This is a genomic window from Thiocapsa roseopersicina (assembly GCF_900106925.1).
Taxonomy (GTDB): Bacteria; Pseudomonadota; Gammaproteobacteria; order Chromatiales; family Chromatiaceae; genus Thiocapsa; species Thiocapsa roseopersicina.
Genome location: NZ_FNNZ01000010.1, coordinates 26,378 through 49,108 on the forward strand (window position 1 = coordinate 26,378; position 22,731 = coordinate 49,108).

General features: G+C 65.6%; 19 protein-coding genes. 11 read left to right on the forward strand and 8 right to left on the reverse strand.

The genetic code is table 11. The annotated features are described in order from the left end of the window. Nucleotides 1-298: 298 nt before the first annotated feature. Entirely contained in the window at nt 299-1,081 is a 783-nt protein-coding gene (locus BLV04_RS11810) for an FAD:protein FMN transferase (protein ID WP_093031985.1), read from the forward strand. Nucleotides 1,082-1,521: 440 nt separating this feature from the next. Then, a complete protein-coding gene (locus BLV04_RS25985; protein ID WP_175534604.1) occupies nt 1,522-2,265 on the forward strand; it encodes a pilin in 744 nt (247 codons plus the stop codon). A gap of 408 nt (nt 2,266-2,673) precedes the next feature. Here the strand turns inward: BLV04_RS25985 and BLV04_RS11820 are convergent, their stop codons facing one another. Further along, a complete protein-coding gene (locus BLV04_RS11820) occupies nt 2,674-2,928 on the reverse strand; it encodes a hypothetical protein (protein ID WP_245731861.1) in 255 nt (84 codons plus the stop codon). Between the two features lie 301 nt (nt 2,929-3,229). On the opposite strand from BLV04_RS11820, the gene folP reads away from it, so the two are divergent. Next, on the forward strand, nt 3,230-4,069 hold the full coding sequence (gene folP, locus BLV04_RS11825) for a dihydropteroate synthase (RefSeq protein ID WP_093032382.1): 840 nt from the start codon (nt 3,230-3,232) through the stop codon (nt 4,067-4,069). Nucleotides 4,070-4,105: 36 nt separating this feature from the next. Here folP and BLV04_RS11830 read toward each other — a convergent pair whose 3' ends face one another. Then, nucleotides 4,106-4,666: a HugZ family pyridoxamine 5'-phosphate oxidase gene (locus BLV04_RS11830; protein WP_093032384.1), complete on the reverse strand. Its 561-nt coding sequence runs from the start codon at nt 4,664-4,666 to the stop codon at nt 4,106-4,108. Nucleotides 4,667-4,927: 261 nt separating this feature from the next. Between BLV04_RS11830 and BLV04_RS11835 the strand changes: the two genes are divergently transcribed. The 7 genes from BLV04_RS11835 to BLV04_RS11865 all read left to right on the forward strand — a co-directional run bounded on the left by BLV04_RS11835 (nt 4,928) and on the right by BLV04_RS11865 (nt 12,976). Beyond that, nucleotides 4,928-6,229, forward strand: a complete 1,302-nt coding sequence (locus BLV04_RS11835; RefSeq protein ID WP_175534605.1) for an META domain-containing protein — start codon at nt 4,928-4,930, stop codon at nt 6,227-6,229. Nucleotides 6,230-6,307: 78 nt separating this feature from the next. Then, nucleotides 6,308-7,939, forward strand: coding sequence for a thiamine pyrophosphate-dependent enzyme (locus tag BLV04_RS11840; protein ID WP_093031994.1), 1,632 nt, complete (start codon nt 6,308-6,310; stop codon nt 7,937-7,939). 70 nt (nt 7,940-8,009) lie between these two features. Next, a complete protein-coding gene (locus BLV04_RS11845) occupies nt 8,010-8,510 on the forward strand; it encodes an indolepyruvate oxidoreductase subunit beta (RefSeq protein WP_093031997.1) in 501 nt (166 codons plus the stop codon). 201 nt (nt 8,511-8,711) lie between these two features. Beyond that, the gene (locus BLV04_RS11850) at nt 8,712-10,052 is read left to right on the forward strand and encodes a phenylacetate--CoA ligase family protein (protein WP_093032000.1); all 1,341 of its coding nucleotides are present in this window, start codon (nt 8,712-8,714) and stop codon (nt 10,050-10,052) included. 60 nt (nt 10,053-10,112) lie between these two features. Beyond that, a complete protein-coding gene (locus BLV04_RS11855) occupies nt 10,113-10,553 on the forward strand; it encodes an ACT domain-containing protein (protein WP_093032003.1) in 441 nt (146 codons plus the stop codon). A 172-nt stretch (nt 10,554-10,725) separates the two neighbouring features. Then, nucleotides 10,726-12,069, forward strand: coding sequence for a phenylacetate--CoA ligase family protein (locus BLV04_RS11860; protein ID WP_093032006.1), 1,344 nt, complete (start codon nt 10,726-10,728; stop codon nt 12,067-12,069). Nucleotides 12,070-12,175: 106 nt separating this feature from the next. Beyond that, entirely contained in the window at nt 12,176-12,976 is an 801-nt protein-coding gene (locus BLV04_RS11865; protein WP_093032009.1) for a DUF4412 domain-containing protein, read from the forward strand. 354 nt (nt 12,977-13,330) lie between these two features. Here the strand turns inward: BLV04_RS11865 and BLV04_RS11870 are convergent, their stop codons facing one another. The 6 genes from BLV04_RS11870 to BLV04_RS11895 form a co-directional block, all read right to left on the reverse strand. Beyond that, the gene (locus BLV04_RS11870) at nt 13,331-14,398 is read right to left on the reverse strand and encodes a phytoene/squalene synthase family protein (protein ID WP_093032012.1); all 1,068 of its coding nucleotides are present in this window, start codon (nt 14,396-14,398) and stop codon (nt 13,331-13,333) included. Continuing rightward, nucleotides 14,379-15,908 carry a phytoene desaturase gene (locus BLV04_RS11875; RefSeq protein WP_093032015.1) on the reverse strand — a complete coding sequence of 510 codons (1,530 nt, stop codon included), beginning with the start codon at nt 15,906-15,908 and terminating at the stop codon, nt 14,379-14,381. Before BLV04_RS11875 ends, BLV04_RS11870 begins: the two co-directional genes overlap by 20 nt. A 311-nt stretch (nt 15,909-16,219) precedes the next feature. Continuing rightward, nucleotides 16,220-17,104, reverse strand: coding sequence for an alpha/beta fold hydrolase BchO (bchO, locus tag BLV04_RS11880; protein WP_093032387.1), 885 nt, complete (start codon nt 17,102-17,104; stop codon nt 16,220-16,222). Between the two features lie 144 nt (nt 17,105-17,248). Beyond that, nucleotides 17,249-19,048: a magnesium chelatase subunit D gene (locus tag BLV04_RS11885; protein ID WP_093032017.1), complete on the reverse strand. Its 1,800-nt coding sequence runs from the start codon at nt 19,046-19,048 to the stop codon at nt 17,249-17,251. Beyond that, entirely contained in the window at nt 19,045-20,070 is a 1,026-nt protein-coding gene (gene bchI / locus BLV04_RS11890; protein WP_093032019.1) for a magnesium chelatase ATPase subunit I, read from the reverse strand. Before bchI ends, BLV04_RS11885 begins: the two co-directional genes overlap by 4 nt. Before the next feature lie 216 nt (nt 20,071-20,286). Continuing rightward, nucleotides 20,287-21,297 (reverse strand): alpha/beta fold hydrolase, encoded by a 1,011-nt coding sequence (locus BLV04_RS11895; RefSeq protein WP_093032022.1) that lies wholly within the window; start codon nt 21,295-21,297, stop codon nt 20,287-20,289. An 87-nt stretch (nt 21,298-21,384) separates the two neighbouring features. Here BLV04_RS11895 and BLV04_RS11900 point away from each other — a divergent pair, with 87 nt between their 5' ends. Further along, entirely contained in the window at nt 21,385-22,671 is a 1,287-nt protein-coding gene (locus BLV04_RS11900; protein ID WP_093032025.1) for a Coenzyme F420 hydrogenase/dehydrogenase, beta subunit C-terminal domain, read from the forward strand. Nucleotides 22,672-22,731 lie beyond the last annotated feature (60 nt).

The window sequence follows — 22,731 nt, forward strand, 5'->3', positions numbered from 1 at the left end:
AAGTACTGAAGCAATATCACTCGCGCCTGAATCGTTTCTCATTGCCATGTATATCGACAACCTTACGCTCGTCGGCATCGCCGCTGCTTCGCCTTATCTGCTGTTGCCTCTCCTGTTCCGTCGCGAGATCCTGGTCGTCGAACAGGAGACGGGGCCGTTGGTTTCGGAGCCCCGGGAACACGACCAGGCCGTTGCTCCTCGGCCTTGCCTGGCGACTTGATCCTCCCTCGCCGGCTCGTTCCGCAGTCTCGGAACGGCCGGGCCTTGCTCACCTCACCGGCCGGAAGCGACCCCGGCGATCGTCGCGAAGCGCCAGCAACCCCGGGATAGACGACTTGCAAATGCAAGCCTATCGACGGATTGGTTTCCGGTCGACCCGGAGCTGGCCGATCTCGTCGCCCGCACTCAATCCATCAGCGCGCTAAGTGGCGGGGCCTTCGACGTCACCGTCGGTCCGCTGGTGAATCTCTGGGGATTCGGGCCGGATGCCCACCCGTTTCGCGTTCCGGACCAGCAGACGATCGATGAGACCCGCGCACGGGTGGGCCACGACAAGCTCGACGTGCGCGATCAACCGCCCGCGCTTCGCAAGGATCACCCCGAGCTCTATGTCGACCTGTCCGCCATCGCCAAAGGTTACGGCGTCGACCAGATCGCAGACCTGCTGAACAGGCTCGGCGTGACCGCCTACCTCGCCGAGATCGGCGGAGAGCTCAAGGCCAAAGGGACCAAGCCCGGCGATCAGCCATGGCGCATCGCCATCGAGCGCCCGGACGCGACATCACGGACCGTCTACCGGATCGTCGCACTTAAGGACGGCGCCATGGCCACCTCCGGCGATTATCGAAACTTCTACGAGCAAGACGGGCACCTCGATTCGCACACCATCGATCCAGCCACCGGCCGACCGGTCGCGGACGCCCTGGCGACGACCTTTCTGGTCCTCGGACCCGAACGCGGTGTGAGCCTGGCCGAATCGCTCGGCATCGGCGCCTTCTTCGTCAGCCGCGCCGGCGAGGACTACGCACACTCGGCGACATCCGCCTTTGAAGCATCGGTCAGCGCGAAGGACCCGCAATGAGTCGCATCGAGCGCTGATCGGCGCGCCGCGCTCGCGGCCGAGAAACGTCGTTTTGCGTCATCCTCGGTCCATCCGATGAACGAGGGCAAAGCCCACACCCCGGACCCGACCCGCCGCATCGCGTCGGACCACGGCCGAACCGGCACGATACCGTGACCTTGGTCACATTCTTGCTGGAGTATGATGCGGTGTCGTGCCGCACCCGAGGAGCCGAGCAGCGCTCCGAAGAACCGAGATCCGGGCGGGGTCGGCGATACAGCTCTGGAACCCTGTTCATACGACCGGCCAAAAGCAACGTCGGCGATCCTCGCAAAGCGACCACACCCCGGGATCGACGGCTTGCAGTCGTCTTCTTCCAGCGGCCTGACGGCCAGCGAGGTCGGGCTCGACTCGACGATCGCGCAAACCGCCCGAACCTGTTTTGGCCGGACGGCTCAACGATGCCCGCCTTCACGAGGAGGCTGCAAAACATGAACGGAATGAATGGGATGAGCAGCAAAACACCGATCCAGGGCTTCACTCTGATCGAGATTATGATCGTCGTCGCCGTGATCGGCATCCTCGCCGCCATCGCCCTTCCGGCCTATCAGGACTATACGGTTCGCAGCAAGGTCAGCGAGGGGCTCGGCTTTGCCTCGGCCGCCAAGGTCGCCGTCGTTTCCGCATACAGCCACGGCGGCTTGCCTGGGAGCAATGCCGATGCCGGACTGTCCGAGGCGGGAGAACTCGAGAGCCAGTACGTCGAATCCGTCAAGATCGAAGAAGGCGGCAATATCCGAGTCACCTTCAACGGCACCATCCCGCAGCTCGAGGATAAAAGCGTCATGCTGGCCGCGACGGAGCGCGGCGGTGCGATCGATTGGTGTTGTTACAGCCCGGATATCGAGCCGAGGTATATGCCGGCGTCTTGTCGGGATAGCGAGAAGTGTGAAGGTGCGGATCCAGCGCCGGAACCCGAGCCGAAGCCCGAGCCGGAACCCGAACCCGCGCCAGAACCGGAGCCGAGCCCGACGCCCCCTAAATCCCCCCCCCCGAAGGAAGGAGAGTGTCCTGATGGGTTCAAGGCTCAGGGTAGTTTCTGTCGGTCACCCGACGGCAGCTGCCCAAGCGGATGGCTGTCGAAGCCGGGGAACCGTGGAGGCGAAACCGCGTGCTGCTATCCCGGATGGCCGGGTTGCAAATAAAAGATACACGTCGTTTCGAGCCGGTGATGATTTGGGGGCGTACCGAGTTAGCGTGACGGGGCGCTCTCCCCGTCCGTCACCGCAGCGCGTTCCACGCGGTTTCCAGGATCGTCGAGTCGAACCCGACCTCGCTGGCCGCTAGATCGGCGGAAGGAGACGACTGCAAGTCGTCGATCCCGGTGTGTCGCCGCTTTGCGACGATTGCCGGCGTCGTTTCCTGCCCTTAGGATGCAATGCCCAACTGAGCCGGACCGTGTTTATGATCGACGCCGCCGGCCGCGCTCGAATCAGCCGAATACCGCCCGAATGATTCGTATCACTTCCTTAAACCGCGCCCCCCACAGCCCTCCGGGAATCCACCAACGGTGAACCCCGCTTGAGCCTTGACCGTGGCCAAGGGGACGCAGTTTAAGTACATGTGGGCGACAACCGTATCCGCTGATTCTCCCGCGCATCGGCCCAAATGATCCGGCGGCACTCGTTGAAGCCAAGCGTATAGATCAGCAGATACTGACCCGGATCGACCGTGAAGGAAAACGCCTCGTCGCGGCCGATGCGATAGATCTCCTGGCCGTCGAGCTCGACGCGCATGGTCGCGAACCAACCCGCCAGCGAACCGTCTCGATAGAGGGTGATATTCGCCGCTTCGGATGGGTTCGTCACAGTCGGCAAGTTTCCTGACTGTCCACCCGTAGCGCAGCCCGCGACCAACGCGACGCTCGCGACGGCGACGATCAAACCAAGCCTGACACTGCTCATTTCGGTACCCTTTCCGTTTGCTCGTCCGGCCCGGGCTCCCTCCCGATCCGGGTCCGAGATCCCGATAGGTGCGCGAGGCCGAGTCGGCGTTATCCTTCGGGGAGATCCGCCGGCGAGAGTCAACGCCGCGCGGCGCGTCGGGATCATGCACGCATCCCCCGCGCAACGTCAAAGCCAATCGACCGGAGTCCGCCAGATGAACAGCATGACGAACAGCACGCCGTCGGGGCAGGACACGCCTCCCCTCGTCATGGGCATCCTCAACGTGACGCCCGACAGTTTTTCCGACGGCGGGCGCTACTCGGAAACCGCCGTTGCGGTGCAGCACGCCCTCGCGATGATCGACGAGGGCGCGGACCTGATCGACATCGGCGGGGAATCCACACGACCCGGCGCGCAACCCGTCCCTGCCGCGGAGCAGGAGCGCCGGGTGATCCCGGTGATCCTGCGGCTGCGCGAATGCGTGCCGAGGAGCACCGCGATCAGTATCGACACCACCTCCGCCCGGGTCGCCGAGGCCGCGCTCGACGCGGGTGCCGACTGGATCAACGACACCTCCGCCGGACGCGACGATCCGGACATGCTTGCCTTGGCGGCCGATCGAGACGTGCCGATCGTCTTGATGCATCGCCAGGGGATGCCGGATGCAATGCAGCAGAACCCGCTTTACGCGGACGTGGTCGCGGAGGTTCGCGACTTTCTTGTCCAGCGCATCGAAGCGGCGTTGGCCACGGGGATTACACAGGAGAAGATCCTGACCGATCCGGGCATCGGTTTCGGCAAAACGCTAGAGCACAATCTCGCGCTCATGGCCGGATTGGGCGAGCTGGTCCGCCTCGGACCGCCCGTTCTGCTCGGGGCGAGCCGCAAGCGCTTCCTCAGCACCATTTGTCGGGAGCCGGACCTCGCCGCGCTCATGCCCGCAACCTGTGCGACGACGACCATCGGCGTCTTGGCCGGCGTGAAGGTCTTTCGAGTGCACGATGTCGCCGGCAACCGCCAAGCGGCGGACGTGGCCTGGTCGATTCAAGCAGCTCGCGGCTGATCTGCCGAGCCGCGATGGCGTAGCGCGCCCCGGCGTTCAGAGTGCGGAGTCGTCTCCCGGAACGGTGCGACGGCCGCTCTCGCGGATATGCCGGATGCGGGCGAGTCCGACATCGTCGATGGCGAACGCCTTTCCGAAACCCTTCACATAGCGCCCGCGCTCCGGATGCAGTCGCAGGAGATGAAAGTCCGCCAAGCCGCGCAGGGTCTTGACCAGACCGCCGAAACGGGTCTCGAAGAGGTCGAGGACACCTTCGTACCCGTCTCGGTCGCGCCCGACCTCCTCGACCCGGCATTGGAAGGTTAAACGCCGACGCACGAACGGGTGCACGGCCGTTGCCTCCTCCTCGATGAAGAGCACGCTGACCCGACCCGTTTCGATCAGATTGGCGGTGTGGGTCGAAAGCGCGCTGACGAAGACGTAGAAGTCACCGTCCACCTCCAGATAGGGCGCGTAGCTCGCGTCGGGTTCGCCGTCCGGACCGCAGGTCGCCATCGATAGCGTCGAAAACGCGGCGCGAAACAGCTGGAGCTCCTCGTAAACGGCATCGAGGTCGGCTGAGGAGGATGGTGCATCGATGCTGGGCTCGCTTGACATGATCTGGGTGTGACTCGCGCGTGCATGCTGAACGGGCGTGGCCGAGGGCCGTCCGGTCGGTCGCGGGAACGGCCCGACGTCCACCGCCGATCGTGCCTCCCGCCCTGGAACAGCCGGGGAATCGCGGGCAGAATCGCCTTGCCGAGGGTGCCGTCATCGCCGCAGGACCGCATCGCTCGGAAAGATCCATCCGAACCGAGACTCGCGTCAAGCGCCGATCGGTCGGCCGAGCTCGGATTCTATCGCCCAGGAGACTGCCCGATGTCGCTGATCCGTCGCACAAAGCTCACGATCCTCGTGTCATGCCTGACCCTCATGGTCGGCACGCAGGTTGTCTTCGCCGCGGCGCCCGAGGGCCGGGATGACGCATCGAGCCTGCAGATCACCGGGGCACTGAGCTACAAGGCGCGCATCGCCCTGCCGCGGGACGCAATCGCGATCGTCGAGCTCAGCGACCCGAGCGTGCCGGGCGGGCGCTTGGTCGCCGAGCACAGGAGTGCTTTGGACGGCCGACAGGTCCCGATCCCCTTCGAGATCGTCGTCGAGCGCGCGGCACTGCTTCCGGACCAGCCCTATCTGGTTCGCGGCGCGGTCCTGTCTGCCGGGCTGGCGGCCTGGATCACGGACGAGGTGCCGCTTGATCCGTCGGTCGAGTCGCCCGATCTCGGCACCGTCATGATGCGCCCATACGAGCCGCCCCCCTTATCGAGCGAGCTCGTCTGCGGGGATCAGCCCATCCGCGTCGGCTTTCTGGAGGACCGGATGCGTCTTCAGGTCGACGACCGGGCCTTCGATCTGAGACAAGCGGTCTCGGGCTCCGGCGCCCGCTATGTCGCCCTCGCGGATCCGTCCACCTCCTTCTGGAGCAAAGGCGATCGCGGGATGCTCGAAATCGCGGGCACGGCCTATCCGGAATGCATTCCGGTGGAGTCCGCGCAGACCGCCTTTCGCGCCACCGGCAACGAGCCTTTTTGGAGCCTTGAGCTCACGGACAAGCGGGTCGATCTGAACACGGACATGGGGGAGACCCGGATCAATGTCGCGCTGACCGAGCAGGAGCTGCTCGAGGACGGACGCCGCTATCGCAATCTGATCGAAGACGGCGACATGGTCGTCAGCATCTTCGATCGACCCTGCGTGGACAGCATGAGCGGCATGCCGCACCCCGCGACGGTCGAGATCCAGCTCGACGAGCGCAGACTCGATGGCTGCGGCGGGGATCCCGCCACACTGCTCCAAGGACCCGAGTGGATCGTCGAGGACATCGGCGGTGGCGGCATCATCGATCGTTCCCGCGTCACGCTGAATTTCGGCGCCGACGGCCGTCTTTGGGGTCGGGCCTCCTGCAACGCCTATCAAGGCGAATACACCCTGACCGGCGAGACCCTGACACTCGCGCTCTCGGCGACGACCATGATGGCCTGCGCGCCCGCCTTGATGGACCAGGAGCGCAAGGTCCTCGATCTGCTTGCTCGGATCAGAGCCTTCGAATTGGATCCCACAGGCGCCTTGATCCTGAAGGCCGACGACGGGCGGACCCTGTCGGCGCGTCGCGACTATTGATCCACTCGGCTTGCTGCAGGGCAGCAATGATGCGGATAATGGCGGATTCGTGACGCCCTGACAGAGAGTAAGTCGACGATGACGACCGCAGAACGGCAACTATTGAGCGGTGACGACGCGGTGGCCCTCGCCGCGCTGCATGCGGGAGTGCGCCTGGGTACGGGCTACCCCGGCACCCCCTCGACCGAGATCCTGGAGACCTTCGACCGCCTCGGCGGGCATGCGCAGTGGTCGCCGAACGAAAAGGTAGCGTTGGAGGTCGCGCTCGGGGTGGCCTTCGCCGGGGCGCGCACGCTGGTCACCATGAAGCATGTCGGGCTCAACGTGGCGGCTGATCCCCTCTTCACCGCGGCCTACACCGACGTCGAAGGCGGCTTGGTGGTCGTCTCGGCCGACGATCCCGGCATGGCCTCCAGCCAGAACGAGCAGGACAACCGGCATTACTCGCGCGCCGCTGCCATCCCGACGCTCGAGCCCTTCGACTCCCAGCAGGCTTACGACTTCACGTTGCTGGCGTTCGAGATCTCGGAGCGCTGGAAGATCCCGGTCCTGCTGCGTCTCACCACGCGGGTCTGCCACGCCAAGACCATCGTCATTGCGCGCGGACCGGTCGCGGGCCTGGCCGAGCCCCGCTTCGAGCACAAGATCCCGGCGCGCGTCATGATCCCGGCCTACGCCAAACCGGCACACCATCGCCTGCGCACCAAGCTCGCCGAGATCGCCGCCTGGAACGAGGCCGAGGGCCCGATCCGGATGGACGCCGGCGACTCCACGCTCGGGATCGTCACGACCGGCATCAGTGCCGTACATGCGCGCGAGGCGGCCCCGGAGGCGAGCCATCTCACCGTCGGCATGACCTATCCGCTGCCGATCGAGCGCATCCGCGCCTTCGCCGCGGGGGTGGAGCGGCTCGTCGTCGTCGAGGAGGGCGATCCCGTCCTGACCGACGACCTTCGCGCCGCCGGCATCCAGGCCGAAGGCAAGCCGGAGATGTATCGCTTCGGCGAGCTGGACGTGGCGCGCGTGCGCCGCATCCTGGCCGGCGATACCAGCCCAGAGGCCGTCCCGCCCAAGGGCAAGCCGCCCGAACTCTGTCAGGGCTGTGCCCACCGCGAGGTCTTCCAGGCGCTCAGGGACCTCGACTGCATCGTCGCGGGCGACATCGGCTGCTACACCCTCGGCGTGCTCCCGCCCTTCTCGGCGATGGACACCTGCGTCTGCATGGGTGCCAGCATCGGCGTCGGCCTGGGTCTGCGGCATGTGCTGCCCGAGGATCAGGCGCGACGCGTGGTCAGCGTGATCGGGGACTCGACCTTCGTGCATTCCGGGCTGACCGGGATCGCCGAGATGGTCTACAACCCGCCGGCGACGGGCCATCTGGTGATGATCCTCGACAACGGCACGACCGCCATGACCGGATTGCAGGAGCACCCGGGGACCGGACGCCTGCTCGATCACTCCACGACCAACAAGCTGAGCTTCGAGGGCATCGCGCGCGCCATGGGCGTACAGAACGTGCAGGTCGTCGAGACCACGGACAAGAGCCTCTCGCTCAAGGATCTGATCGCGGAGCTGCTCGCCAAACCCGAGACCTCGCTCCTGATCACCCGCCAGCCCTGTGTTCTGGCCGCCCCCAAGATCCGCTTCTACGACAAGGCCGCGGCCGGGTCCGCACAACTGCAGAGCTGCGCGGCGGCCGTGAGCGGCTGAGCCCGAGCCCGTCGGGTTAGGCTTCGCTAACCCGACCTACGACGCCTCAATTCCGATTCGAGAGCCCCCAATGGATAAAGTGAAGAATATCGTCATCGCCGGACTCGGCGGCCAGGGGGTCTTGACGGCCTCCGACATGCTCGCCGAGGCGGCGTTTCGCGCCGGATTCGATGTGAAGAAGAGCGAGCTGCACGGCATGAGCCAGCGCGGCGGCTCGGTGAGCAGCGACGTGCGCTACGGCGCGCAGGTTCTGAGTCCGATGGTCCCGGCCGGCGAGGCGGATGTGCTATTGGTCCTGGAAGCGACCCAGATCGAGATCAATCGCCCCATGCTGCGCGCCGGCGGGGTCCTGATCGGTCCGGACCTGCTGCCGGAAGGGGCGCTCAAGAACAAAAAGAGCCTCAATGTCGCCTTGCTCGGCGCCGTCTCCACGCTGCTGGACATCTCCCAAGAGCACTGGATGGCGGCCATCTACGCCAATCTGGCCGAGAAGCTCCACAAGGTCAACGACCAGGCCTTCGCTCTGGGTCGCGAGGCCGCGCTCCAAGGCTCGATCGCTCAACACCCTTAAACCGCGTCCAGAGCGCCATGCGTCATTTTCGTGTTGTATTCGGTCTTGGGGATTTCACCGACCTCGGTGGAGACGCGGTTTAAAATTTGATCTTTTTAAGATCTTAAACCGCGCCACCTCCAACGATCGTCGAGTCTGCCAGGCCGATCCCATCCCAAAACATCACAAACCGCGCCGGGCGCGGTTTAAGCGAGGACCAAGATGCTGACAGAGCTCTGGAACGACGCCGAGGGCGGTTTCCACCCGGCCAGCGCGCCCGATTTTCTGCCGGAGACGGCGCTGAAGCAGGTGCAGCTGCGACGGCTTCGCGCGGTCGTGTCGCTCGCCTACGACAACGTCGCCCTCTTTCGCGCCCGGATGCAAGAGCGCGGCCTGGCCCCGGACTCGATCCAACGGCTCGAAGACATCCAGCAGCTCCCCTTCACGGTCAAGGCCGACCTGCGCGACACCTATCCTTTCGGTCTCTTCGCCACGCCCATGAGCGACGTGGTCCGGCTGCATGCCTCCTCCGGCACCACCGGCAAGCCGATCGTCGTCGCCTACACGCGCGAGGACGTCGGGGTCTGGTCCGAGGTCATGGCGCGCACCCTCGCCTGCTGTGGGCTTCACCGCGGGGACATCCTGCAGAACGCCTTCGGCTACGGGCTCTTCACCGGCGGACTCGGTGCCCACTACGGTGCGGAGGCCCTCGGGGCGACCGTCGTTCCCATCTCGGGCGGCAACAGTGACCGCCAGATCATGCTGATCCGCGACTTCGGCGTCTCCGCACTCTGCTGCACCCCGAGCTATTTCACCTATCTGATCGAGCGTGCCGCCGAGCTTGGCGTGGACATGCGCTCGCTCCCCTTGCGCGCCGGCATCTTCGGGGCCGAGCCCTGGACCGACGGGATGCGTGATCACATCGAGGCCGCTGCCGGCATCAAGGCCTACGACATCTACGGCCTCTCCGAGATCATCGGCCCCGGCGTGGCGAGCGAATGCTCGGCCCAACAGGGTCTGCACATCTTCGAGGATCATTTCTATCCCGAGATCATCGACCCCGAGACCGGCGAGTCCCTGCCCGACGGCGAGGAAGGCGAGCTGGTGCTCACCACGCTGAGCAAGAAGGCGATGCCGATGATCCGCTACCGCACCCGCGACATCACCTCGCTGATCAGCGAGCCCTGCGAGTGCGGACGCACCATCCGGCGGATGCGGCGCATCGGTCGGCGCTCGGACGACATGTTCATCATCCGCGGCGTGAACGTCTTTCCCTCCCAGGTCGAGGCAGCACTTCTGGCGGTCGAGGGCACCCTCCCGCACTACCAGATCATCCTCACCCGCGATCAAGGTCTGGACCAGATGTCGGTGGAGGTCGAGGTCACGCCCGAGGTCTTCAGCGACAAGATCCGCGCACTCGAAGACGTGCGCGCGCGTCTGGCCAAGGCGATCGAGCACATCCTCGGCATCCGCGTCGGACTGCGCCTGGTCGAGCCGCGCAGCATCGCTCGCAGCGAGGGGAAGGCGAAGCGGGTCATCGATCGGCGCAACGAGGGGGCATAGCCGCCAGCCGCCAGCTGGCGGCTGAAAAAGACCAACCGAGCACCACGAGGACTCGAAACCATGAAACTGCAACAACTCTCGCTCTTTCTGGAAAACCGCCCTGGACGTCTCGGTGCGCCTCTGGAGGCCATCGCGAAGGAAGGCATCAATATCCTGACGCTCTCGCTCGCGGACACCGCTCAGTTCGGCATCCTGCGTCTGATCGTACGTGAATGGGACAAGGCCAAGCAGGTCTTGGAGGACGCCGGATGGGTGGTCAACCTGACCGAGGTGGTCGCGGTCGACGTGCTCGACCGGCCGGGCGGGCTGGCCGAGGCGCTGGCGGTGCTGGAAGGCGCGGGTCTCAACATCGAGTACATGTACGCCTTCTCGCTGCGGCGCGGCGACAAGGCGATCCTGATCTTCCGCTTCGAGGATCCGGACCGGGCGATTGCGGTCCTGCTGGAGAAGGGGCTGCATGTCGTCGACGGGGATGAGCTGCTGAGCGTTGTCTCCTGCTGAACCGCGTCCCTTTGGGATATGCACTGTTGTCGGTTGGCGTCGCGCTTGCGTGACCCTGCGGCCGCAGTGGTCGACGCGGTTCAGGATGTTCGATCAATTAAGCTGAATTCGGCATCGGGCGTCGACGGGCAGGTTTTGCGCCGATGCAACAGCCACCAACGGATCTAGGACTATGGCCGCGCAGACTCATGAGGCCCACCGGCAGACCGAGCATCGCATCTGGGATGCGGATGCCGAGACCCTGCCGCGCGACGGCATCGAGGCGTTGCAGCTGGAGCGTCTGCGCGAGCTTGTGACGCGGGTCGCGCGAGTGCCCTTTTACCGCGACCACTTTGCCCATCGCGAGATCGGGCCGCACAGTATCCGCTCGCTTGCCGACGTGCGTCGCTTGCCCCTGACCACCAAGGACGACCTTCGTCGTCAACACCCGTTCGGGTTTCTGGCCGTTCCACGCAAGGCATTGGCGCGCATCCACGGCTCCTCGGGTACGACCGGGCGGCCCACCTTCGTCGCCTACACGGCTCGTGATCTCGAAACCTGGTCGAACCTATGCGCGCGCTTCCTGGTCGCCGGCGGGCTTAGGCCCGAGCACACGGCGCAGGTCGCTTTCGGATACGGACTTTTCACGGGCGGTTTCGGACTGCATTACGGGATCGAGCGCGTCGGTGCGGCCATCATCCCGGCGGCGGCGGGCAACACGCGTCGCCAGATCGAGATCATGCGTGACCTGGACCCCGAGGTCCTGATCTGCACCCCGAGCTATGCGCTGACGATTGCGGATTCGGCGCGCGAGCTGGGCATCGATCCGCGCTCTCTGCCGATCCGCTTCGGCCACTTCGGCGGCGAGCCCTGGACCGAGGACATGCGCCGCGAGATCGAGGATCAGCTCGACATCGCCGCCTTCAACAATTACGGGCTCTCCGAGGTGATCGGCCCCGGCGTCAGCGGCGAGTGCCCCGAGCGCACCGGGATGCACATCCAGGAAGATCATTTCCTGGTCGAGTGTCTGGATCCGGAGACCCTGGAGCCGGTCCCGGAAGGCGAGCCCGGCGAGCTGGTGATCAGCACGCTCACACGCGAGGCGATGCCGCTGATCCGTTATCGGACCCGCGACATCGCCCGTCTCTATCGCGAGCCCTGTGCCTGCGGACGACGCACCGCACGGATGAGTCGCGTCACTGGGCGCACCGACGACATGCTCATCATTCGCGGCGTCAACGTCTTCCCCTCCCAGATCGAGGAGGCACTGCTGCGTGTGGAGGGCACCACGCCGCACTATCTCATCGAGGTCTCCCGGCCCGGCACGCTCGACGAGGTCCATGTCAAGGTCGAGATCCGCCCCGAGATCTTCTCCGATCGGATGGACCGCATGCAGGCGCTCTGCGAGCGGATCAGCCGCGAGATCAATACGGTCGCCGGCATCCGCGCCCATGTCGACCTGGTCGAGCCGCGCAGCATCGAGCGCTTCGTGGGCAAGGCGAAGCGGGTGCTCGACCGACGCAATCTCGGCGAATAGCCCTATCCCGACGCGCACTCCATCGATTACCCTGTTTGCGCGTTTGGACGCGTGCGCCGTCGATTCGGCGCGTCGAAAACCATCCAGTCACCGCAGAGGAATAAGCATGATGAATCAGCAAGGCTCGAGCATCGGGCGTCGGCCGGTCATGACCCGTCGTCTCGGGCTGGCCCTCGCGTTGTCCGCACTGCTGCCGATGTCCGCAGCGATCGCGGACGAGGAGGGTTATTACGTCGAGACGATCAATCGCAGCGCGGGTGTCATGGGCGAGGCAGCGAGCGAAGATCTGTCCAAGACCTATCTGGCCTACGACAAGATGAAGGTGGTCAACGAAGGAACCGATGCCACCGACATGATCATGGATCCGACGGCCGGCACCATCGTCTTCGTCAATCACGCCGAGAAGGAATATCTCCCGATCGACGTCAAGTCCGTGATGGACAGCATGACCGGCCCGGCCGCCGAGCAGATGCGCGCCATGATGGGCGAGATGACCGTGAAGGTCGAAGCGACCGGCGAGACCAAGAAGATCGGAGACTGGGACACCAAACAGTATCGGGTTACCAAGACCGGCATGATGGGCGTGGATCAGGAGATCTGGGCGACCGAGGACGTGGACCTCGACGTGACCCGCTACACCGACATGATGAGCCTCTCCGGTCCCGGCGGGATGCTGGCGAACTCACCGGCCGGTGTGGCCCAGCGTGAAGAGATGAGCAAGATCAAGGGCTATCCCATCCTGACCAAGACCAAGATGGAGATGATGGGGACCACGATGGAGACCGAGACGGAGGTCACCGTCATCCGCAAGGAGGCCATCCCTGCCGACATCTTCGAGATCCCGCAGGGCTACGGCGAGCGCGACATGAGTGTGCAGGTGCCTCCGCCCGGCAGCGCGCATCCTTAGGTGATTTCCAGGAAAGGAACGACCGGCGTGTAGGTGCGAATTTATTCGCACGCACAGCCCTCAGGTCTTCCGGGCTCGCGCAGCCGGGATGCTCGTTCCCGTAAATCACCTTAACCCCCAAAAACTTACGGAGCGAGCGTCGCAGACCTTCGGCGCCCGGTCCCCGGCCGACGACAACCTCAAGGTTGCTCGGCTGGGGGCCTGGCCTCGCTCATCCCCCCGAATGATCGCGTTCGGATCGAAGGGCCGATCCAAGCCAAATTCAGGTCAAGACTTGAAGCACGCCCGGCACGCTATCCCCGGATTCGAGCTTGCCCGAGTCCGGAATGACGCGCCGATCCCGCGAGACGCGCGTCAGTTAGCCACTGCGCGCTCACGCTCCTCGAGCTGCTCGAAGAGCTCCAGCACCCAAATCACACGACCGCCCAAGCCCGCCGGGGCTTCGGCATCTTCTTCGGTAGACCGATGGGCGGAGTAGACCACGGCGTCCACCAGGAAGCGGGTCTCGTCGAGCGGCGGAGCGGAGACATAGCGCGGCGTCAGTACGGCAGTCCCGAGGATCGGTGCCAAGAGCTGCATCTTTCGACTCCCCGGCACCACGGCGCGCCGGGAGATGGAGTCCAGACCCTGTCGCTCGACCTGACGGCCGATCTCGGCATAGAGATAGCGCGCGGCATTGATGCCTGCACGGCAACCCATCGGCAGCCCGGCAATCCCCGCATCCGAGCGCACATACAGCGTGTCGGCGGCGCGTAGCAGGCGCTCGATCACGCCGGCAAGTGCATCGTTGAAGACGGGCTTCTCGAGCCACGCCTCGGGGTCGATCCCGGCCTCGCGCATCCAGGACAGCGGCAGATAGAGACGGCCGTTGCGGGCATCTTCTCCGACATCGCGGGCGATATTGGTCAACTGCATGGCCACGCCCAGATCGCAGGCCCGCGCCACCAGCTGCGTGCTGCGCGCGCCCATGAGGGCCGCCATCATGGCACCGACCGTGCCCGCGACCCGCGCCGAATAGTCGTAGACGCCCGAGAGATCCTCGAAACGCCGGCCTTCCGCATCCCACTCGAACCCTTCGAGCAGGGCCTCCAGCAGCGCCTTCGGGAGACCGAAGCAGGCGACCACGTCGGCCAAGGCGCGATCGGTGTATTCATCGATCGGATCGCCGTCGTAGATGCGGTCGAGCCGATGATGAAGCTCCTCCAGCGCACGCGTCTGCGCGCCGGGCTCGTCGCCCGCGCAATCGATCGCATCGTCCGCGATGCGACAGAAGGCGTAGAGCGCGATGGCCGGATCGCGGATGCGCTGAGGCAGGAGGAAGGAGGCCGCGTAGAATGAACGCGAGCCGGTCCGCAGGAGTTGGCGACAGGCGGCGATGTCCGCCGCGCTGGCGTGATAGGTCTTAAGCATAGGTTGAGGCATCGGGTACCACCGTATCGAGGACACGGGCCGACGATAGGACACCGGGCACACCTGCACCCGGATGCGTCCCCGCACCGACCAAGTAAAGGCCATTCACCTCTTCGCTCGCGTTGTGCGGTCTGAACCAGGCACTTTGCAAGAGGATGGGTTCGAGACTGAACCCGGCCCCGTTGTAGGACAGAAGCCTGTCCTGAAAATCCCGCGGGGTCGTGACGAGCGAGGCGACGATCTCGTCTTCCAACCCCGGCAGGACGGTTTCACTCAAATACTTCGCGATCCGCGCGCGATAGGGCTCGGCTTCCTTCTCCCAATCGATATCGCCTTTGAGGTGCGGAACCGGCGCCAGGACATAGAAGGTGTCGCAACCCTCCGGTGCCAAACCGGGATCCGTCGCCGTCGGGCGATGCAGATAGAGACTGAAGTCCTTGGCCAACCGCTTGTTCTTGAAAATATCGTCCAGCAGCCCTTTGTAGCGTGGGCCGAGCAAGATCGTATGGTGAGCGACTTCCGGATATTGGCGTTTGGTGCCGAAATACCAAACGAAGAGTCCGTTGGAGTATTGGGCGCGATCGATCTTTTGATCCGTCCAATGGCTGCGATGCTCGGCCGGCACGAGGTAGCGATAGGTCCAGGCCGCGTCTGCGTTGGAGACCACGACCGGGGCCGCGATCGCCTCGCCGGACTTGAGTCGAACACCGGTCGCCTTGCCGTCCTTCACGAGGATCTGCTCGACCTCTTCACCGTAGCGAATTGTCCCGCCCTGCCCTTCGATGAGGCTGACCATCCCCTTCACGAGCGCGCCCGTGCCGCCGATGGCCGAGTGCACGCCCCATTTGCGCTCCAGATAGGAGATGAGCGTGTAGATGGAGGTGACGGAGAAGGGATTGCCGCCGATCAGCAGCGGATGGAAGGACAGCACCTGGCGAATGTAGGGGTCTTTGATGTACTTGGAGACCATCGCATAGACGCTGCGATGGCTGCCGAGGGTGATCATGTCCGGGACGATCTTGAGCATGTCGGTCCAGGAGTTGAAGGGCACATGGCCCAACTGCTCGAAGCCGATCTTGAAGATCGCCTGGCTGTGTTCCATGAAGCGATCGTAGCCCGCGACGTCGCGCGGCGAGAACTTCGCGATCTGGGCCTTCACGGCATCCGCGTCGCCGTTGTAGTCGAACACCTTGCCGTCGTCGAAACGGATCCGGTAGAAGGGATCCATCAAGCGGATGTCGATCTCCTCGGAGAAGCTGCGACCGCATAGCCCCCACAGCTCGTCGAGCAGAAAGGGCGCGGTGATGATGGTCGGGCCGGCATCGAAGGTGAAGCCGTCGATCTTATGGACATAGGCACGACCGCCGGGCGCGTCGAGACGCTCGAGTACGGTGACCTGATAGCCCCGAGCGCCCAGGCGAATCGCGGCGGCCAGCCCGCCGAAGCCACTGCCGATGACGACCGCGTGCGGCTTGCTGCGACCTGAGGTGTGCTCGGAGACCTGCGATGCCGGGAGTGTCAAGTCTGCATGACCTTCAGTAATGTCAATGTTGGTTGACATTATAGCAGGAATGGGCGTTTGTCAGCCCCTGTTGGATCAAGTCGACGCGAAACTCGTGATGCGGGTCGAGCCGGCAACGCACCCGCGGTGCGATCCGCTTGGCTCATCGCGAGCCTTTACGTGGGGAACAATTCAAAAACAACCGAAACACGTAGGATGGGTAGAGCGCAGCGAAACCCATCCAGCCCGCGCCAAGGGTATTGGACCAAAACCCGGCAACATGGCGGTTTGAAGGATGGGTTTCGCTGCGCTCTACCCATCCTACACGTTCTTCAATCCGGGAGACCCAGCCGGTCGGCGAGACCCTTAACCAGATCCGCAACCTCTTCGGGGCGCTCCTCGTGGGCGAGGTGCCCGAGACCCGGCAAGGAAATGACCTCCGCACTCGGAAGGCGTTCCCGCACGCGGCGGGCCTCGGACGGGGATACCGTGAGATCACCTTCCCCGACGACCAAAAAGAGCGGTGGCTCAAGACGGCTCAGGTCAGGCGCAAGCGCGGCCAAATCCCAGTTGGCCATCATGGCGAGGCTGGCGCCGACATGCGAGGGATGGCGGACGAGGCGCTGATAAAGGTCGACGCCGGCCGGTTCCAAGGTCGAGCCGGTGCTCTCGACCAGACGCTCGACCACCCGCCGGTCGGCGGCGCGCCGCGCGAAGAGACGCGCGACCAAGACATTCGCGGCCATCAGCTTGGCGGCGGGTGAAAAGATATGCGCCGGGAGTCCGCGCCAAGGCATCAGTGCGCCGTTCAGACTCACCAGACCGCGCGGCCGGATGAAGCCATCGAGCGTCATCCGGATTAGGATCGCCGCACCCGCCGAGTGCCCGAGAACGAGATCGGGCGTGCAGTCGAGCTCGCGAAGAAGGGCGTGAACCGCCGCGGCCATGCCGGGCAATGACATGCGTTTCGACGGCAACGCGCTGGTGAACCCGTGGCCGGGCAAATCAGGCGCGACGACGGTAAAGCGATCGGCGAGCTCGGGAGCAAAGGCACGCCAGGAGTGGGTCGCGGCACCCGTGCCGTGGAGCATGAGGAGTGTCGGACCCGTGCCCATCTGCTGGACGTGCCAGCGCAGGCCGCCGGCCTCGACGAAGCGGCTGGCCGTGCGATTGGGCCAGTCGCGACCTTCGATGTCCCAGCGCGGCGTATCGGCCATCATGCGCCGCCCGCAAGGCCGAGCCGGCCACGGAGCGGTGGGGTGGCATGCAACGCTGTGCTCCGACCTCGCTGCCGAAGAGTCGAGTGCAACTCGACGATCCCGGGCTGTCGGCCTTTGTGGGTCATCAGCGCGTTCCCGAGCTTATCCTGCGGCGCGCACGGCATGGGACAGCGAGGTTGCGTCGGCATGCGGCAAGGGCAGATATCGCGCACCCATCTCGACGGCCAGATCGCGCCCCTGCTGCTGCGGACGCGGCGAAGTGTCGATCACCAACGAGGTGATCTCGACCGAGCGCACCAAGCGCGCCGCGGAGAGAGCATCTTCGTTGGCCCGCGCGCGCCCGCCGGTGCCGTCGCGCGCCACGTTGGCGCGACCGTCGGTCATGATGATGAGGATCGGCGTGCCGCCGCGGCGTTTGACCGAATCCGCGAGCATCATCCCCAGATCGATCCCGGACGCGAGCGGCGTACCGCCCCCGCCCGGCAGGCTGGCCAGCGAGCGCTTGGCCCGGACCAGCGAGCGTGTCGGCGGCAGCAGGACCTCGGCGAACTGACCGCGGAAGGCGACCAGCGCGACCCGGTCGCGACGCACATAGCAGTCCGCCAGGAGCAGCTCGACCGCGCCCTTGGCCTCGGCCAACCGGTGGAGTGCCGAAGACCCCGAGGCATCTACGACGAAGATGGTCGTGGTCTCCGAGCGATGCTTGAAGCGGGTGATGCGGAAGTCGTCCTGACGGATCTCGATGCGATTGGACTCGCCCCCGAAGCGCGCGACCTCTTCGCGACGCAGACGCTGCCAAGGTGCGGCGGCGCGCAATGTCTCGACGACGTTCAGACGCAGACCGGCACGCGGCTCGCCGCGCAGGACACCGGCCGGGCGCCCGCGCAGGGGCGCATTCTGGACCGCACCGGCCTTGCCGGTGGCACGGGCACGCGAGCGCCGCAGCTTGCCGAGCTGGAGCTGCGCGAGCAGATCGGCCGGGATCGCCGCCTTGGCTGCTTCGAGCACTTGATCTTCGAGCTCCTTGGGCTCCTGCTGATCCTCGCCCTTGTCCTGCTCCTGATCCGGCTCTTCCGGCTCGGGCGGAGGCGGCTCGTCGGGCGGCTGCTCCATCGGCGGCAGCATGGTCGCACGCGGGGCGAGCACCAGTCGGCCGGCGACGGCCAAGTCCTCGTCGGTCACCTCGGTGCGGCCTTCAAGCGCGGCGGCGGCGCAGGCCGCTCGGGCGGCAAAAATGGAGGCGCGCAGCGAGGGGATACCCAAGGCCAGCGCGGTGCTGCACAGAGCCTCGATCTGCGCCTCGCTCACCTGAATCCCGGGAAGCAGGGCACGCGCGGCGAGGATCTCGTCGGCGTCGTAGTCGCAGGCGACCGCCTCGTGAACCCGAATATGTGTCAGGTCTTGATGGAATGCCAAACGGTCGAGCAGTGCGTTGAGCAGCCCCTCGTCGTCGCCGACGCCCTCGTCCAGCGCGACTACGGCGAACCGCGCCGGCGAGCGCATCGCCAGACCGTCACGCTCGAGCACCACCTCGCCCGAATCGAAGGCCATGGTCAGACGCGCCGCGGTGCCGGCCGCAATCCGCTCGGCCATCGCCAGCTCGACGATCCCGCCGTTGGCCTCGACCAGCAGACCCCGCTCGGCGACCGGTCGGCCGGCGCTCAGGGTCGCGGCCAAGTCGAGACCGCCGAGCAGACGCCCGTCGGAGACATGCAGGGGAATACGGCGCATCGGCGTGCCGGGCGGCTGAAGGTCGCGCATGATCTGCAGCCACTGATCGCGCACCGGCCCGGCGAGCGAGCGCAGCGCGACCCCGCCGGTCCCGACCGGGTCCACGGACATGAGGGCGGCCGCAAGCACAGCGTCCTCCCAGCGCGAAACCCCGGCCTCGCCGCGCGGCCGCTCGGGCTCCGACTCAGGCATCGCCGCAGGACTGCTCATTCCCCGAACAACTCCCCGACGGCCCGCTGGACCCGGCTGGTCGAGCCGGACTCGTCCAGCGGATCGCGGCGCAGCCGATGCCGCAGCGCGGAGGCGGCCACCTGAACCAGATGCTCGTCCAGCACGACGGCATCGCCTTTGAGTGCCGCAAAGGCACGGGCGGCGCGGATGACGGTCAGCTCGCCGCGCAGACCGTCGGTACCCAGCTTGATGCAGAGCCGCCCCGCCTGCTCGAGGGTCGCGTCCGGAACCTCGACGGTCGGCAGAAAATCACGCGCCTTTTGGATCTGGTTGCGGACCTTGCTGTCCTGGCGCTTCCACTTCAGCACGAAGGCCGGCGGGTCGCGCTCGAACTCGTCGCGCAGCCGCACGACCTTCATGCGGGTGGGCAGATCCTGCGGGGTCTTGACCTCGACGGAGAGACCGAAACGGTCCTGGAGCTGCGGGCGCAGCTCTCCCTCCTCCGGGTTGCCCGAGCCGACCAGCACGAAGCGGGCAGGATGGCGAATACTCAGACCCTCGCGCTCGACCAGGTTCTCGCCGGAGGCGGCCACGTCGAGCAGCGAGTCGACGAGATGGTCCTCCAGGAGATTGACCTCGTCGATGTAGAGGAAGCCGCGATGGGCACGGGCCAGGAGGCCGGGCTCGAAGGCCTTCTCGCCTTTGGTCAGGGCGCGCTCCAGATCCAGCGCGCCGATCACGCGGTCCTCGGTCGCGCCGAGCGGCAGGTCGACCACCGGCACCGGCACCATCCGGCTCTTCAGCGGACCTTTGGCGCGTTTGGTCCGGCACTCGGCGCAGAGCGCGTCCTCGCCCGCCTCCGGGTCGCAGTTATAGACGCAGTCGACCGCACGCATCTTCGGCAGAAGCGCCGCGAGACCACGAATCGCCGTGGACTTACCCGTCCCGCGGTCACCGAAGACGAGAACGCCGCCGATCGAGGGATCGATGGCCGCAATCAACAGGGAGCGCTTCATCTCCTCCTGGGCGACGACAGCGGAAAACGGAAACGGGATGGGCATACGCAGCGAACCTGGTTGCAGTGAGATTGAGTTGCAGTGTGCTTGGCACAGAAGGATACGGGGCGCGACCCTAGCGCTCCGACTTCAGTCAGGTCAAGCGGAGTCGGTCAAGAAGAAGGCGATTCGGACCGAATCGAGCGCGATTTGCGCTCTTATCGCATCGACTCGAGCGCACCTGGGTCAGAGCGCGGCTCGGGGCGGGATTCGGAACGGTCGTCACAAACCTTGGGCATCCAGCCACTCGCCGACGACAGCTTCGAACGCCTCCGGACATTCTTCCTGCGGAACATGCCCGCAGCCCTCGATCACGGCGAAGGTCGCATCCGGCAGCGCCGCGGCCACGCGCCGACTGTCCTCGATCGGCACCAACCGATCGGTCTCTCCGCTGACCAGCAGCACGGGGATCTTCACCTCCGCCAGATGCGCGCTCACCGTCACCGGCGCCGAGAGCGACAAGGCCAGCAGCTCGCCCCAGGCGAGATCCCAACCCGCGACCCGGGTGTGAATTCCGAACTGCGCCCGACGCGCCTCCGTGACCTTGCTCGAATCGGCGTAGGACAGATCCAGCAGGGCGCCATTCTCGCCCAACTTGCGCGCGATCAATAGACTCAGACGACGCATTTGCGGCAGACTGGCCAACCACTCGGGCAGGGTCGGACGCGTGGCATAGACCCAAGGCGCCACCAGGATCAGGGCCGACACCCGCTCGGGGTGTGCCAAAGCCGCCTCCAGAGCGAGCGTCCCGCCCGAGGAATTCCCGACCAGGACCGCGCGCTCCAGCCCGAGGGCATCCATCACCGCGAAGAGCTGCGTGATGGCGGCATCCTTCGAGTAGGGATTGGGACCTTCCCATGCGGCCCGCATCGGCTTGGCGCTGAGGCCGTAGGGGAGCTGATCGTAAGCGACCGCGCGACCCCGAGCGGCGAAGGTATCGAGCACGGGCTGCCAGGTCCAGGCGTTGAAGGTGAAGCCGTGCAGCAGGAGGAAGGCCGTCGCGTCGGACGGCGCCCGGGACGAAACCGGCGACGACTGCTCGAGATAATGGACCGCAAGCCCCGCAGTCCCCGCGAACGGAATCCCGACGAAACGACTATCTGCCGACGCCGCCTCCGCGTTGGAGGCGAGCCCGTCGCTCGGCTTCCCCGAGATCAGAAAAGGCCCGGCAACGACCGCCAAAACGACAAGTACAACAAGACCAGCCAACACCCTGAGGAGAATTCGAAGCATGTCCGTTCCTTCAATGACGAGCCCAATCACGAGCGGGGCGCTCGTCGCCGCGCATGAGCCCCGGCACCACCTCCCGGGGGCAAGCGAATGACGAGCACCGACATTGCGCCGATGGAAGAGGGTCCTTCGAAGGGACTCGACCAGATCTCGTTGCTCAGCAGCGACGAGCGGCTCAAGGGGCGTCCGCGTCTGTGTAGCGACTGCGGCTTCTGCGACAGCAGCCTCAAGCTGCTAATGTCGCAGACCTGCACCTTCGTGCGCAACCAGACCCGCGGGATCGAGCAGCGTCTGCACGGTCGCACCCGTCAAGCCGGCGAAGAAGGCCGCTTCGGGATCTATCGCGCCATGTATGCCGCGCGGATGGCCCGTCCCAACCCTAATGCCCAATGGACAGGCATGGTCACGGCACTGGGCGCGCGCCTGCTCGAGCAGGACAAGGTCGACGCCGTCATCACCACCGCAGCCGCACCCGGGACCCGCTTCAAGGCGCAACCCATCCTGGCCCACACCCCGCAAGAGGTCCTGGCGACCGCCGGCAACAAACCTTGCCTCTCGCCGGCACTGAGCCTGATCGACGCCGTTCGCGACCAAGGCATCAAACGCCTCGCCGTCGTCGGCACCGGCTGCCAGGTCCATCAACTGCGCGCCGCCGAGGCCGAGCTGGGTCTGGAGCGCCTCTACGTCATCGGCATCCCCTGCAGCGACAACGTCAGTTATACGGATCTCGAATACTTCCTGACCCAGGTCTCCAAGTCGCCCGAGACCGTCGTCCATCATGAGTTCATGCAGGACTTCAGCCTCTGGATGCGCCACGAGGACGGCCACGTCGAGCGCCTGAACTATATCGACTTCCCGATGGACAAGCTGCACGGCATCTTCCCGTCGTCCTGTCTCTCCTGCTTCGACTACGCCAACACACTCAGCGACATCACCATCGGCTACATGGGCGCCCCGCTCGGCTGGCAATGGGTGATGGTGCGCACGTCCACGGGCGAGGAGCTCTTCGAGATGCTCCGCCCGGAGCTGGAGATCGGCGAGCTGACCGAGTCCGGCGACCGCAACCGCGGAATGCCGCGCTACATGGAGCGCCTGAGCCACCCGCCGGGACAGAAACGCCCGCCGATGCCGATCCGCAAGCTGGTCGCCATGCTCCAGCGCACCCGTGGACCCAAGGGCTTGGAGTTCGCCCGGGCCGTCATCGAGATGAAGCTGCTGCGCAACCTCAACTACGTCCGCAGCAAGTTCCCCAAGTTCGAGTCGCGCGTCGTGCCCGACCACGTCTACGAGACGCTTGCGCCCTACGCCGAGCTTTACGAGCAGACCTTCGGCCGGCCGCTCGCACGGACGGCGACGGAGCCTTCGTCGGAAGGATAGGCTTGGCGTCCCGGCCCGCCGGAGGGTTCGGTGCAGGAGGCTGCGGCACCCTTTTTCCAA